Raw genomic sequence first — 14367 nt, 5'->3', positions numbered from 1 at the left:
CCTTTATTGTTGTGCCGTTGCTGTTTGTAATGGTTTTATGACTTCAACTTTGGCTTGATCTTTTAAGTTATGTTGGCCACGAACAACAATCTGGTCATCAATATTAAGGCCCTCGATGATCTCAACTTTATTGCCTTCACGATAGCCAGTGATTACCTGCTTTCGATTCACTTGATTGGTGTCGTTATTCATAACGAACAAGGCTTGGCCATTATCTTGATTAACAATGGCATTGATGGGGACGGTAATGACTTGTTCGCGAGTGTCGTATTTAAGTTGTACCCGGGCGAACATGCCGGCTTTGAGTCGACGCTGCTCATTGGGTATGGCTAAGGTCACTTTAAAGGTGCCGCTATTGGCATCGATTACCGGGCTAATTCTGAGGACGCTGGCGTCAAATTCACTGTTTTTATTTGCAGTCGGTTTGATTTTGGCGTGTTGGCCCAGACGTAAATAGTTCAGTTGTTGTTCGGGTAGGTGAACAATGCCGTGTAATTCGGTTTCATCAACAATTTGAAACAGGGCTTGATACTCGGTGGCCATGTTGCCAAGCTTTACCAAGCGTTTCGCCACCACACCATCGATGGGGGAGCGAATTTGCGATTCTTCGACTTTGAGGGCGGCGAGGTCGCGATTGGCAATGGCCGCTTGCAGATTGTATTCCAGCTTAGCCAAGCTGTCTCGGCTTAGAAATTGTTGGTTTTCTATCTTGCGCAGTCGGTTAAGCTCTTGCTCAATGATTTCTACTTCTGCTTGAGCTCGGTCAAGATCAAACTGCTGTCGTTTGGCGTCGACGGTAGCGAGCAGTTGCCCCGCTTTAACTTGATCGCCTTCTTCCACCACTAGGCTTTCAACGATACCAGAGAGGCGACTTACCACCATGCTTTCTTGAGGCGATTCTAAGGTGGCGGTAGTGCTGTAATAGGAAGAAATATCCGACAGTGCCACTGCGTCAACTTCTACGGGTATTAGAAATTCGTCTTTTTCTTTCTCTGGCGAATCAGCAATGCTTTGCTCCGCGTTACAACCGAACAAGGTTATGGTTAACAGTACGACAGGGGCGATAGTGGTTAGCTTATTCATCTTAGTTTCCTAGCCTTCGATGGCATGCTGGTGAATTCAAATCGTGTGATAGCCTCTATATAGCTAAACCCATGCCAAAAACTTAACTTATTGATATTTATAGTTTAATTATCAATGGCGAGCAGGCGGCTTATTGGTGAAAGCTAATAAGTGGTGACATTGTTAACTATTTAGTTAATTTGATTAACGAAATATCACAACTTGATAACACACTAAGGTTAAACACTTCGCAGGTATCAAAAGGTTTAAAAAGGTAAGAAACTGTTGCGGCCTTGGGGTTACTGTAAAAGTTTCATGAGCTTAGCAAGAAAAAAAGCCCAACCTTGCGGTTGAGCTTTTTGTCGGTAGGTATTTTTTTTAGAGTCTCTACTCGGGTCTGTCTGCCAAGTTGACGTAATCTCGAACGTCGTAGCCGGTGTAAAGCTGACGTGGACGACCGATTTTGTGTCCAGGTTGCTCTAGCATTTCTTTCCAATGGGCAATCCAGCCCACGGTGCGAGACAAAGCAAAAATTACGGTAAACATGCTGGTGGGGATGCCAATCGCTTTCATAATGATGCCCGAATAGAAATCGACATTCGGGTACAGCTTTTTCTCAATGAAATATGGGTCCGATAGTGCGATTTTTTCCAGCTCCATAGCAACATCAAGCAATGGATCTTGGATGTTTAGCTCTTTAAGTACTTCGTGGCAGGACTCTCGCATTACGGTTGCGCGCGGGTCGAAGTTCTTATAAACACGGTGTCCAAAGCCCATCAAGCGGAACGGGTCCTGCTTATCTTTAGCACGTGCAACGAACTCAGGGATACGATCCACAGAGCCAATTTCTTCCAACATTTGCAAACAGGCTTCGTTTGCACCTCCGTGAGCAGGTCCCCACAGAGAGGCAATACCGGCTGCGATACAAGCGAACGGGTTGGCACCCGATGAGCCTGCCAAGCGAACCGTTGAGGTTGACGCATTTTGCTCATGGTCAGCATGCAATATGAAGATGCGATCCATGGCGCGCTCAACCACTGGGTTGACTTCGTACTCTTCACACGGAACCGAGAACATCATGCGCAGGAAGTTACCGGCGTAGCTTAAATCGTTTTTCGGATACACGAACGGTTGGCCGATGGAATATTTATACGACATGGCCGCAAGCGTTGGCATTTTTGAAATCAATCTAAAGGCGGCAATCGAACGGTGTTGATCAATGTTGACGTCAAGTGAGTCGTGATAGAAGGCCGATAATGCGCCGACAACACCACACATGATCGCCATTGGATGAGCGTCTCGACGGAAGCCTCTAAAGAAGCTGACGATTTGCTCGTTAACCATGGTGTGTTCGCGCACGTGACGGCAAAACTCTTCGTGTTGGCTTTGTGTCGGCAACTCACCGTGAAGTAATAAGTAACACACATCAATGTAGCTTGATTGCTTGGCTAATTGATCAATTGGGTAACCGCGGTGCAATAGAATACCGTTGGCACCGTCGATGTAGGTTATTTTAGATTCGCAAGATGCCGTTGCTAAAAAGCCAGGATCGAAGGTGAAGTAGCCTGTGCTGCCTAACTTGCTGATGTCCACAACTCCATGACCGGCGGTTCCGTGCTTCACAGGAAGTTCGATGGATTGGTTGTCTGGCAGCTGTAGATTGGCTTTGAGTTCAGCCATATCTCTATCTCCTTACTTCTTTATTATCAGTGAGATACGTTTTTATTTGGTAAGTATCTGTGGCGCTTAAATGCGCAATCACAAGCCCGTTAACTGTCGTGTTTTTAGCCGTCAAATTACGGTCGCAGTTTTTTGGGAGACCTACTTTACCTTTAAATATGATCAGATTTCAATTCAAATGAGCGTTTGAATGGTAAAGATCTTGATCTCAAAATTGTAAATATCGAGTGATAGAGGCGGTTACAGCTCAAACTTTAAAAAAATTAATTATAAAAACTGTGATATTTGTATTTGACTTTAGGCGAATGTATACTCGCCCTGTGTCGCTGTCCGAGCGGTTTTGATGGCCTAAAAAACGACCATTAATACGGATTTGGTGAATACAAAATAACCATTTCTAACCGATTGAATTGCCTCACTTTTTATGTGTAGCTTTGCCAAATATAAGTAAAATCACCGGCAAAGCTGTTCAAACAATAACAAAGTGCTCAAAGGAGCTGAGTGAGCAGAATTGTGAAAAAGCAAAGACCGGTCCACCTAAATTTGCAAACCATCCGTTTTCCCGCAACGGCCATTGCATCTATCTTACACCGCATATCTGGTGTCATTATGTTTTTCGCCATAGGCATCTTGTTATGGCTGTTAAATGCAAGTCTAACCTCTGCTGAAAGTTTTGCAGAACTACAACAATGCTTGTCATCGTTTTTCGCCAAATTCATTGTTTGGGGCATCATTACCGCACTGATTTATCACATGCTTGGCGGTATTCGTCATTTGATCATGGACGCCGGCTATTGGGAAGAAATGGCTTCAGGCTTGTTGTCCGCTAAATTAACGTTTGCGCTGACTATTATCTTGTCAGCAGCCGTGGGGGTTTGGTTATGGTAACTAACGCAGCCAGTTTCGGACGCTCGGGCGTTCACGATTACATTCTTATTCGCGCCAGTGCCGTCGTTCTTGCCTGTTACGCGATCTTCTTGCTGGTCTTTGTCGTAGCAACTAAAGAGTTGGATTATCAAATTTGGCAATCCTTGTTTGCAGCTGTGCCGATGAAAGTATTCACCATTGTCAGCTTAATTGCGCTTCTGATTCACGCTTGGATTGGTGTTTGGCAGGTATTAACCGATTACGTCAAAGCACACGTGCTGCGTGGCGTATTGCAGTTTGTTTTTGTAGTTGCGGCATTTAGTTATTTGGTTGCCGGCATCGTTATCGTGTGGGGTGTGTAGTGACGATTCAAGTAAGAGAATATGACGCCATTGTTATTGGCGCAGGTGGTGCAGGCATGCGTGCAGCACTGCAAATTTCCAAAGAAGGCAAGAGCTGCGCTTTGTTGTCTAAAGTATTTCCTACTCGTTCTCATACGGTATCTGCCCAAGGTGGTATTACGGTTGCGCTGGGTAATGCCCACGACGACAATTGGGAATGGCACATGTATGACACGGTTAAGGGCTCCGATTACATTGGTGATCAAGACGCCATTGAATACATGTGTAAAACGGGCCCAGAAGCGATTTTCGAATTAGAGAATATGGGGCTGCCATTTTCTCGCTTTGAAGACGGCCGAGTTTATCAAAGACCCTTTGGTGGACAGTCGAAAGAATTTGGTGGCGAGCAGGCTGCCCGTACTGCGGCAGCGGCTGACCGTACCGGTCATGCTTTGTTGCATTGTCTCTACCAACAAAACGTAAAAAATCAAACCGAAGTGTTTTCTGAATGGTATGCATTGGACTTGGTTAAAAACGATGACGGCGCAATTGTCGGAGCTACCGCTATCGATATCGAAACCGGAGAAATCGTTTACTTCAAAGCCAAAGCTACAGTGCTGGCCACCGGTGGTGCGGGTCGTATCTTCGCTTCTACCACCAATGCACACATTAACACCGGCGATGGTGTTGGCATGGCTGCACGTGCTGGTATTCAGCTGCAAGACATGGAAATGTGGCAGTTTCATCCCACAGGCATTGCCGGCGCGGGAGTATTAGTTACGGAAGGTTGTCGTGGTGAAGGCGGCTATCTGCTGAATAAAGACGGTGAACGTTTCATGGAACGCTACGCGCCGAATGCCAAAGATTTGGCTGGCCGTGATGTGGTGGCCCGTTCAATGATGACAGAAATCCGCGAAGGACGCGGTTGCGATGGCCCTTGGGGTCCGCACATTAAGTTAAAACTTGATCATCTTGGACAGGAAGTTCTAGAAAGTCGCCTACCCGGCATTTGTGAATTATCCCGTACCTTTGCGCACGTGGATCCGGTAAAAGAGCCGATTCCAGTGATTCCAACCTGTCACTACCAAATGGGTGGCATTCCAACCAAGTGGACTGGGCAGGTGGTTAACGTTGATGATCAAGGCAAAGAGTTCAACGTAGACGGACTACTAGCGGTGGGTGAAATCGCATGCGTTTCGGTACACGGTGCCAATCGCTTGGGCGGCAACTCACTGTTGGATTTGGTGGTATTTGGTCGTGCGGCAGGTCAGCACTTAGGCGCTACGCTCGATAGCATTCCGGCAGCTAAAGAAGCGACTCAAGCCAACATCGACCAAGCCCTGTCACGCTTGCATCGTTGGGAAAACAACAAAGACGGTGAAGATCCGGTTCAAATCCGTAAAGACCTGCAAATGTGCATGCAGCTTAATTTCTCGGTATTTAGAACCGGCGAAGCCATGGCTGAAGGCCTTGAAGAGTTGAAGAAAATCCGTGAGCGTTTACACAATGCCAAACTGTCGGATAACTCAGCTGAATTCAACACCCAACGTATTGAGTGCTTGGAGCTAGACAACCTAATGTCCACTGCGATTGCTACCGCTTATGCGGCCAACTATCGCACAGAGAGTCGAGGCGCTCACAGTCGTGAAGACTTCCTTGAGCGTGACGACGAAAACTGGTTGTGTCATAGCATTTTCGATCCGGTCAGCGAAACCATGCATAAGCGTGAAGTGAACATGCAGCCGGTTACCCGGGAAGCATTCCCACCTAAGAAACGTACATATTAAGGAGTGGTGAACGATGAACATTAACGTTGCAATTTACCGCTACAATCCAGACGTGGACAACAAACCACGCATGCAAGACTATCAGCTGGATATTCCAGAAGGTTCGGACTTGATGGTGTTGGACGTGCTGATGCTGCTCAAAGAGCAAGATCCGAGCCTCTCATTCCGTCGTTCCTGCCGCGAAGGTGTTTGTGGCTCTGATGGCGTCAATATGAATGGCACCAATGGCTTGGCGTGTATTACCCCCATTTCTACTTTCAAAGGTAAAAAGCTTGAAGTTCGGCCATTGCCAGGCATGCCGGTTGTGCGTGATTTAGTAGTTGATTTGTCGCAATTCTACAAACAATACGAAAAAATCAAGCCTTACCTGATTAACGATGGACGTCAGCCGGCTCGCGAGCATCTGCAGTCGCCAGCCGAGCGTGAACATTTAGATGGCTTATATGAGTGCATCATGTGCGCCTGTTGTTCTACCGCTTGTCCGTCGTTCTGGTGGAATCCAGATAAATTTGTTGGCCCAAGTGGCTTATTGCATGCTTATCGGTTCTTAATCGATAGCCGCGATACGGCTACCGAAGAACGGCTTGATGATCTTGATGATGCCTTCAGTGTTTTCCGCTGCCACGGCATCATGAATTGCGTCAGTGTGTGCCCGAAAGGATTAAATCCAACTAAGGCCATTGGCCACATTAAATCAATGCTGCTACAGCGTGCTGTATAGCTTTTGATTAATTGAAAAAAATAACAGTGATCCCCCCTAGGAATTAGGGGGTGATTTCTGTAAAGTCGGTCACACAAATGCCGATTATAAGATGTAGCTCCAGGGAGACTAAATGCACCAAGGCACCATGAAGGCTTGGCTTGATACTTCCCACTTAGGTGGCGCCAATGCCTCCTATGTCGAAGATATGTACGAAGCCTATTTAGAGGACCCTCAATCGATTCCAGAAGATTGGCTTGTTGTCTTCGAAACTCTACCCATTTTCCGCGATGGACAAGACACTCCCCATTCGAAAGTACGTGATTATTTCCGCAGTCTTGCCACCGACACTCAACATCAGCGTGCCACTCGTTTAAGTGACCCAGAAACCGACGCCAAACAAGTTAAGGTATTGCAGCTGATTAATGCTCACCGTTTTCGTGGTCATCAGCACGCTAATTTAGACCCATTGGGACTATGGAAGCGTGAACAGGTAGCCGAATTAGATCCCGCCTTTCATGGTTTAACCGAAGGCGATATGGATCGCGAATTTAACACCGGCTCATTTGCCTACGGTGGCGAAACGCTCAAGCTACGGGACTTGGTTAAGGCATTAAAGCAAACCTATTGCGGCTCTTTAGGTGCCGAGTATATGCACATTACCGACACCGAAGAAAAGCGTTGGTTGCAGCAATACATTGAACCAGCACTTGGGCAAGCGACTTTTGATGAGCACAAAAAACGTCAAATTCTGGAAGGACTGAACGCCGCTGAAGGCATGGAAAAATACCTCGGGGCTAAGTTTCCGGGCGCGAAACGCTTTTCTTTAGAAGGTGGTGATTCTCTGATTCCTATGATGCGCGAGTTAATTTATCGCGCTGGCGAGTCAGGCACCAAAGAAGTCGTTGTGGGTATGGCTCACCGTGGTCGACTCAACGTACTCATTAACATTTTAGGTAAAAAGCCGGGCGATTTGTTTGACGAGTTTGCGGGTAAGCAAGCGGCGACGCTTGGCTCTGGTGACGTAAAGTATCACCAAGGCTTTTCCTCCGATTTTTCCACTCCCGGTGGCAATGTGCACCTGGCATTAGCCTTTAACCCATCCCATTTAGAAATTGTAAATCCGGTGGTGATGGGCTCGGTGCGCGCGCGTCAAGACCGCCGTAATTGCGATGATGGCAAGCAGGTACTGCCAATCACCATTCACGGCGACTCGGCCATTGCCGGCCAAGGGGTGGTTCAAGAAACCTTTAACATGTCGCAAGCTCGCGGCTTTAAAGTGGGCGGTAGCATTCGCATCGTGGTGAACAACCAAGTTGGCTTTACCACCTCGAATCCGCAAGATACTCGCTCAACGCCTTATTGTACTGACATTGCCAAAATGGTTCAGGCGCCCATCTTACACGTTAATGGCGATGATCCAGAGGCGGTGGCTTTTGTGGCGCAGCTGGCGGTGGATTATCGCAACCAATTCAAACGGGATATTGTGATTGATTTGGTCTGTTATCGCCGCCACGGCCATAACGAAGCGGATGAGCCAAATGCCACTCAGCCCTTGATGTATCAAAAAATCAAGAAGCAACCGACCACGCGTAAGCTGTACGCCGATAAGCTAATTGAGCAGGGCAGCATCGATGCCGCATCGGTCACCGAAATGATTAACCATTATCGCGACGCCCTTGATAAGGGGGAATGTGTAGTGGAAGAGTGGCGCCCAATGACCGAACACTCGGTGGATTGGAGCCCCTACATTGGTCACCAGTGGGATGATGAGTATCCGGCTCAGTTGGCGATGGATAAAGTCAAACAGCTGTCGGATAAAATCAGTTACATACCTGACTCATACAAAGTACAAAGTCGAGTCGGAAAAATTTATAAAGACCGTCAAGCCATGGCTGCGGGCAACAAGCCTGTGGATTGGGGTTTTGCCGAAACTTTGGCATACGCCACCTTGCTAGAAGATGGCCATCGCGTTCGCCTCACCGGTCAAGACTCGGGTCGTGGTACCTTCTTCCATCGACATGCGGTGCTGCATAATCAGCAAGATGCCACCACCTACATGCCGTTGCGCAACCTTTCCAAAGAGCAGGGCCCCATTGAAATTACCGACTCGGTATTATCAGAAGCCTCGGTGATGGCCTTTGAATACGGTTACGCTACCGCTGAGCCCAAAGGGCTAACGATTTGGGAAGCGCAATTTGGGGATTTCGCTAACTGTGCGCAGGTGGTTGTGGATCAGTTTTTGTCTTCTGGAGAGCAAAAGTGGGGCCGTTTGTGTGGCTTAACCCTGTTGTTGCCCCACGGCTATGAAGGGCAGGGGCCAGAGCACTCCAGTGCCCGCTTAGAGCGTTATTTGCAAATGTGCGCCGATAACAACATGCAAGTGTGTGTGCCATCGACCCCGGCACAGGTGTATCACATGCTGCGGCGACAGGTGGTTCGGCCAATGCGTCGCCCACTGGTGGTTATGTCACCAAAATCGTTATTGCGTCACCCGATGGCAATTTCATCGTTAGAGGAGCTGGCCAACGGCAGTTTCCAGAATGTGATTGGCGAAATCGACGAGCTGGATCACAGCAAAGTTGACCGAGTGGTATTTTGCAGCGGTAAGGTTTACTACGACTTACTGGATGCGCGTCGTAAAAACCAAGTTAATAACGTTGCGATTGTGCGGGTTGAACAGCTCTATCCATTCCCTCATCAGGAAATGGCAAAAGTGTTAGAGGCGTATCAGCACGTTACTGATTTTGTTTGGTGCCAAGAAGAGCCGCAAAACCAAGGCGCTTGGTACTGCTCGCAACATCACTTTAGAATTGCAGTGCCCAAAGGCGCGGACTTAAGCTACGCCGGCCGAGAAGCTTCGGCCAGCCCAGCGGTTGGTTACCCGGCATTGCACGTAAAACAACAACAAGGCCTGGTAAACAGTGCCTTGAATCTCAGCTCAGATAAAGAATAAGTTTAAGAAGGATTGGGAAAAAATGACCATCGAAATTAAGGTTCCCGTATTACCTGAATCAGTCGCCGACGCCACCATTGCTACTTGGCACGTAGAGCCGGGTCAGGCTGTGTCACGGGACGACGTATTAGTGGATATTGAAACCGACAAGGTTGTGCTGGAAGTTCCTGCACCGGAAGACGGCCAAATGGGGGAGATTTTATTTCCAGAGGGCGAAACGGTATTGGGCGAGCAAGTTATCGCTCACTTGATTGCAGGCGCTGTAGCGGGGGAGGAAGTCTCTAAAGAAAAAGCCGAGGCGACACCCGCTCAAGAAGACAGCGTTGATACGGATGCGTTAAGCCCTGCAGTTCGCCGTTTGGTTGCAGAGCATAATTTAGACGTAAGCAAAATCAAGGGCAGTGGTGTTGGTGGCCGTATCAGTCGTGAAGACATCGAAGCGCACATTAAAAATGCTCAAACAGAGCCAAAACCTGCGGCAGCGACAGCAGCGGTGGCGAGCCCAGCGGTAGAGACCTTAGCGGGACGCAGTGAAAAACGAGTACCAATGACTCGATTGCGCAAGCGCATTGCCGAGCGGTTATTAGAAGCGAAAAACTCGACCGCTATGTTAACGACCTTTAACGAAGTAAACATGAAGCCTATCATGGATCTTCGCAAACAATATAAAGACGTTTTCGAAGAGAAGCACGGCATTCGTTTGGGCTTCATGTCGTTTTACGTAAAAGCGGTTACTGAAGCGCTCAAGCGTTTCCCGCAAGTTAATGCGTCTCTAGATGGTGACGACATTGTTTACCATAACTACTTTGATGTAAGCATCGCGGTTTCAACCCCTAGAGGCCTAGTAACGCCTGTGTTGCGCGATTGCGATCAAATGAGTCTAGCGGACATTGAAAAAGCCATTAGAGAGTTGGCCATTAAGGGGCGTGACGGCAAGTTAACCGTGGACGACATGATGGGCGGTAATTTTACCATCACCAACGGTGGTGTGTTTGGCTCACTGATGTCGACCCCAATCATTAATCCACCACAAAGTGCCATACTAGGCATGCATGCTATTAAAGATCGCCCAATGGCCGTTAATGGACAGGTGGAAATTTTGCCAATGATGTACCTAGCGTTGTCTTATGACCATCGCATTATTGATGGTAAAGAGTCGGTGGGTTACCTGGTGACCATTAAAGAGATTTTGGAAGATCCAACGCGCCTGTTGTTGGATATCTAATACAGCGTTTTAGTAACACCCCAAAAATGCCGACTCATTTGGAGTCGGCGACCTAGTATAATAAGAAGTAACGGACACATTAATATGAATTTGCACGAGTATCAGGCAAAACTGTTGTTTGCTAAGTACGGTTTGCCCGTATCTGAAGGTTTTGCTTGCGCAACGCCTCAAGAAGCTGCTGAAGCTGCTGACAAAATCGGTGGCAGTCAATGGGTAGTAAAATGCCAAGTTCACGCAGGTGGGCGTGGTAAAGCGGGTGGCGTTAAGCTGGTTGACAGCAAGCAAGCCATCAAAGAATTTGCGCAAGAGTGGTTAGGCAAAAACCTAGTCACTTATCAAACCGATGAGAATGGCCAACCGGTCAGCAAAATCTTAGTCGAATCTTGCACCGACATTGCTCAAGAGCTTTATTTAGGCGCGGTTGTCGACCGTGGTAGCCAACGCGTGGTGTTCATGTCATCCACCGAAGGCGGTGTTGAGATTGAGAAAGTGGCAGAAGAAACGCCTGAGCTGATTCACAAAGCGGCCATTGATCCATTAGTTGGACCTCAGTCTTACCAAGCCCGTGATTTAGCTTTTAAATTGGGCTTAAAAGGCGACCAAATCAAGCAATTTACTAAGATCTTCATGGGCTTAGCAACCATGTTTATCGAAAAAGATTTTGCACTGTTGGAAATCAACCCGTTGGTGATTACCGACCAAGGTGACCTGCATTGCTTAGATGGCAAAATCAACATCGATAGTAATGCCTTGTATCGCCAAGCCGGCATTCGTGAAATGCACGATCCAAGTCAAGAAGACGAGCGTGAAGCTCATGCAGCGCAGTGGGACCTTAACTACGTAGCGCTTGATGGCAACGTTGGCTGCATGGTTAACGGCGCTGGACTGGCCATGGGTACTATGGACATTGTTAACTTGCATGGCGGCAGCCCGGCTAACTTCCTAGATGTTGGTGGCGGTGCGACCAAAGAGCGCGTTGCGGAAGCGTTTAAGATTATTCTCTCTGACGACAATGTGAAAGCGGTTTTGGTCAACATCTTTGGCGGCATCGTGCGCTGTGACATGATTGCAGAAGGCATCATTGGCGCGGTTAAAGAAGTGGGCGTTAACGTACCAGTTGTTGTTCGCCTAGAAGGCACCAATGCAGAACTCGGTACTAAAGTGTTGGCCGAATCTGGCCTAGATATTATTGCCGCCAATAGCCTAACGGAAGCGGCGCAAAAAGTTGTAGCAGCTGCGGAGGGCAAATAATGTCTGTTTTACTCGATAAAAATACCAAAGTGATTTGCCAAGGTTTTACTGGCGGTCAAGGTACTTTCCACTCTGAGCAAGCCATCGAGTATGGTACGCAAATGGTAGGCGGTGTAAGTCCAGGTAAGGGCGGTCAAACCCACTTAGGGCTACCAGTCTTTAATACTGTTGCCGAAGCTGTGGCAACCACTGGCGCTACTGCGTCGGTCATCTACGTGCCAGCGCCGTTTTGTAAAGACGCTATTTTAGAAGCCATTAACGCGGGTATCGAGTTGATCGTTTGTATCACTGAAGGTATCCCTACCTTGGATATGATTGAAGTTAAAATCAAACTGGACCAAAGTGGTGTGCGTATGATTGGGCCAAACTGCCCAGGTATCATTACTCCAGGTGAATCTAAAATCGGTATTATGCCTGGCCACATTCACCGTCCAGGTAAAGTGGGGATTGTTTCGCGTTCAGGTACCTTGACCTACGAAGCGGTTAAACAAACCACAGACGAAGGCTTTGGTCAGTCTACTTGTGTTGGTATTGGTGGCGACCCAATTCCAGGAACCAGCTTTATCGACGTATTGGAGCTGTTCCAAAACGATCCACAAACCGAAGCCATTGTGATGATTGGTGAAATCGGTGGTACAGCAGAAGAAGAAGCTGCGGCTTACATTAAAGCCAATGTGACTAAGCCAGTTGTTTCCTACATCGCTGGTGTCACCGCGCCTCCGGGCAAACGCATGGGCCATGCCGGCGCCATCATTGCCGGAGGTAAAGGTACTGCAGATGAGAAGTTTGCAGCATTAGAAGACGCCGGCGTTACGACGGTTCGCAGCCTAGCAGATATCGGCAAAGCTTTACGCCAAAAAACCGGCTGGTAGCGGCTTACCGCTTCCCAGAAAAGGGGCCAGGCCCCTTTTCTTTTTGCTTTCAAAAAGGGGCCTGGCCCCTTTTTTTGGTTTTTGTGTTAGGGTAACTTTGGTGACTAATGACGTTTTCAAGGAAAGCAAATGACTGACTTTCGTACACTCTCTTTAAGCCTTGATGGCAGTTGTGCAAGGTTAACAATTGAGCGACCACAACAGGCGAATGGCATGAGCTTTGAGCTGATAGACGAGCTTGAGCAAGTCGCTGATGTGCTTACTTCCATGACGACGCTTAAGGTGTTGGTCATAACCGCTAACGGACCATTTTTTTGTGCAGGCGGTGACATTAACGATATTCAGTCTCTAAGCGGTGACATTGAAGCTGAGATGACCCATAAGGTTAGACAGCTTAATCGATTTATCTTAACCATCAGCCAGCTCGACGCGGTGGTGATTTGTGCAGTTAATGGCGTCGCCTCAGGAGCGGGCTTTAGCTTGGCAATCAGTGCTGATCTCACCCTTTCGGCGGCATCGGCTAAATTTACAACAGCATACATAAAACTCGGGGTGTCACCCGACGGCAATGCTTCGTACATTTTGCCAAGGCTTGTGGGGCTTCGTAAAGCACAGGAGTTACTGCTTACCAGTCCTATCTTATCAGCCGAAGAGGCACTTAAGTTAGGGCTGATTAACCGGGTGGTTGCCGATAATGAACTGCAATCAGAGGCCGACCAATTAGCTGAACAGCTAGCACAATATTCTCAACTGGCGCTTGCCTCGACTAAAAAGCTGCTGGCGGGATCATTTGACAAAACTCAATCGCAACAGTTAGAAATGGAAGCTAAGCTCATTGCCAACTGCGTCGCCGGCGATGACGCTCAAGAGGGCATTCAAGCGTTTTTGGAAAAACGTGCTCCGAAGTTTGCATAACAATAAGGAAGTTACAATGGGCAAAAACATAGGGTTTATTGTTGGTCTAATTTTGGGCGTTTTTACGGGTGGGGTAGCGACTTATGTGGCGGTTTCATCGTTCATGACACCCGCACCTTCCCACACTCAACAACAAGTTGAGGTTGAACAGCGCATCATAGAAGACGCTTCATTGGAGAAAAAAGCCAATACCGATGAAATAACAGACCGTCCTAGGTTAGCGCTCAAGCCCCAAGATTTGGTTCAGCATCGTCAAAGCGACATAATGAATGCCAATGTCGATGAAGTGGATGACAGACAAGCTTTTGAGGTCGCAGCGAATCAAGCTCAGTCAAAGCCAAACGCGAGTATTCCAACGTCGCCATTTGATAAGGTGTCGGAGATGTTTGATAGCCAATCGATAAATCAAGAAAGCGATTGGAGCGTGAATACGGAGGTCTTGTTGGAAGATTTTGTTATTTTGCACGAACACAGTGCTGTGATAACGCTGGACTCGGTAGAGTGCAAAAATGATATCTGCAAGATGCAATTAACTTCTCAAGATCACCGACAAATCAATGATCTGCTTGGTGACATGCGGCTAACTGAGCAGTGGCCTTTTGTCTCGACAGTTTCCTACAGTCGTAACGACCCAGAATCGAACGAGTTAACGCAAACGGAAATTTACTTTTTAACGCAACTGCTCGAAAACCTAGAAGGTACCTAACAACG

Annotated in this window: 12 protein-coding genes; 10 read left to right on the top strand and 2 right to left on the bottom strand. The window is 47.8% G+C overall.

The features are described from left to right. Positions 1-3: 3 nt before the first annotated feature. Entirely contained in the window at positions 4-1083 is a 1080-nt protein-coding gene (locus tag CLC91_RS07665) for an efflux RND transporter periplasmic adaptor subunit (protein WP_095498331.1), read from the bottom strand. Positions 1084-1449: 366 nt separating this feature from the next. Next, positions 1450-2742, bottom strand: coding sequence for a citrate synthase (locus CLC91_RS07660; RefSeq protein WP_095498330.1), 1293 nt, complete (start codon positions 2740-2742; stop codon positions 1450-1452). A gap of 501 nt (positions 2743-3243) precedes the next feature. Between CLC91_RS07660 and sdhC the strand changes: the two genes are divergently transcribed. The 10 genes from sdhC (at position 3244) to CLC91_RS07610 (ending at position 14362) form a co-directional block, all read left to right on the top strand. Continuing rightward, the gene (gene sdhC, locus CLC91_RS07655) at positions 3244-3630 is read left to right on the top strand and encodes a succinate dehydrogenase, cytochrome b556 subunit (RefSeq protein WP_179287546.1); all 387 of its coding nucleotides are present in this window, start codon (positions 3244-3246) and stop codon (positions 3628-3630) included. Then, complete coding sequence (gene sdhD / locus CLC91_RS07650) at positions 3624-3971, top strand: succinate dehydrogenase, hydrophobic membrane anchor protein (protein WP_095498329.1); 348 nt, start codon at positions 3624-3626, stop codon at positions 3969-3971. The genes sdhC and sdhD overlap by 7 nt, the downstream gene beginning before the upstream one ends. Then, positions 3971-5737, top strand: coding sequence for a succinate dehydrogenase flavoprotein subunit (sdhA, locus tag CLC91_RS07645; protein ID WP_095498328.1), 1767 nt, complete (start codon positions 3971-3973; stop codon positions 5735-5737). The genes sdhD and sdhA overlap by 1 nt, the downstream gene beginning before the upstream one ends. A 13-nt stretch (positions 5738-5750) precedes the next feature. Then, complete coding sequence (locus tag CLC91_RS07640; protein ID WP_095500225.1) at positions 5751-6458, top strand: succinate dehydrogenase iron-sulfur subunit; 708 nt, start codon at positions 5751-5753, stop codon at positions 6456-6458. Between the two features lie 112 nt (positions 6459-6570). After that, positions 6571-9393 carry a 2-oxoglutarate dehydrogenase E1 component gene (sucA, locus tag CLC91_RS07635; protein WP_095500224.1) on the top strand — a complete coding sequence of 941 codons (2823 nt, stop codon included), beginning with the start codon at positions 6571-6573 and terminating at the stop codon, positions 9391-9393. A gap of 22 nt (positions 9394-9415) precedes the next feature. Further along, a complete protein-coding gene (gene odhB, locus CLC91_RS07630) occupies positions 9416-10618 on the top strand; it encodes a 2-oxoglutarate dehydrogenase complex dihydrolipoyllysine-residue succinyltransferase (protein WP_095500223.1) in 1203 nt (400 codons plus the stop codon). 84 nt (positions 10619-10702) lie between these two features. Beyond that, positions 10703-11869: an ADP-forming succinate--CoA ligase subunit beta gene (gene sucC / locus CLC91_RS07625; RefSeq protein ID WP_095500222.1), complete on the top strand. Its 1167-nt coding sequence runs from the start codon at positions 10703-10705 to the stop codon at positions 11867-11869. Next, positions 11869-12741, top strand: a complete 873-nt coding sequence (gene sucD, locus CLC91_RS07620) for a succinate--CoA ligase subunit alpha (protein ID WP_095498323.1) — start codon at positions 11869-11871, stop codon at positions 12739-12741. Before sucC ends, sucD begins: the two co-directional genes overlap by 1 nt. Positions 12742-12870: 129 nt before the next feature. Further along, on the top strand, positions 12871-13656 hold the full coding sequence (locus tag CLC91_RS07615) for an enoyl-CoA hydratase/isomerase family protein (RefSeq protein ID WP_095498322.1): 786 nt from the start codon (positions 12871-12873) through the stop codon (positions 13654-13656). 16 nt (positions 13657-13672) lie between these two features. Further along, on the top strand, positions 13673-14362 hold the full coding sequence (locus CLC91_RS07610; protein ID WP_095498321.1) for a hypothetical protein: 690 nt from the start codon (positions 13673-13675) through the stop codon (positions 14360-14362). Positions 14363-14367: the final 5 nt, after the last annotated feature.

The sequence above is a fragment of the Paraferrimonas haliotis genome (assembly GCF_002282895.1).
In the GTDB taxonomy this organism is placed as follows: domain Bacteria; phylum Pseudomonadota; class Gammaproteobacteria; order Enterobacterales; family Shewanellaceae; genus Paraferrimonas; species Paraferrimonas haliotis.
The sequence above is the reverse complement of the archived record's forward strand: the minus strand, read 5'-3'. Positions and strand labels throughout refer to the sequence as shown.

Coding starts and splice junctions, on each gene's coding strand:
- CLC91_RS07610 (WP_095498321.1), top strand. CDS start 13,673: ATGGGCAAAAACATAGGGTTTATTGTTGGTCTAATTTTGGGCGTTTTT.
- CLC91_RS07665 (WP_095498331.1), bottom strand. CDS start 1,083: ATGAATAAGCTAACCACTATCGCCCCTGTCGTACTGTTAACCATAACC.
- CLC91_RS07615 (WP_095498322.1), top strand. CDS start 12,871: ATGACTGACTTTCGTACACTCTCTTTAAGCCTTGATGGCAGTTGTGCA.
- sucC (WP_095500222.1), top strand. CDS start 10,703: ATGAATTTGCACGAGTATCAGGCAAAACTGTTGTTTGCTAAGTACGGT.
- odhB (WP_095500223.1), top strand. CDS start 9,416: ATGACCATCGAAATTAAGGTTCCCGTATTACCTGAATCAGTCGCCGAC.
- sdhD (WP_095498329.1), top strand. CDS start 3,624: ATGGTAACTAACGCAGCCAGTTTCGGACGCTCGGGCGTTCACGATTAC.
- CLC91_RS07640 (WP_095500225.1), top strand. CDS start 5,751: ATGAACATTAACGTTGCAATTTACCGCTACAATCCAGACGTGGACAAC.
- sucA (WP_095500224.1), top strand. CDS start 6,571: ATGCACCAAGGCACCATGAAGGCTTGGCTTGATACTTCCCACTTAGGT.
- CLC91_RS07660 (WP_095498330.1), bottom strand. CDS start 2,742: ATGGCTGAACTCAAAGCCAATCTACAGCTGCCAGACAACCAATCCATC.
- sucD (WP_095498323.1), top strand. CDS start 11,869: ATGTCTGTTTTACTCGATAAAAATACCAAAGTGATTTGCCAAGGTTTT.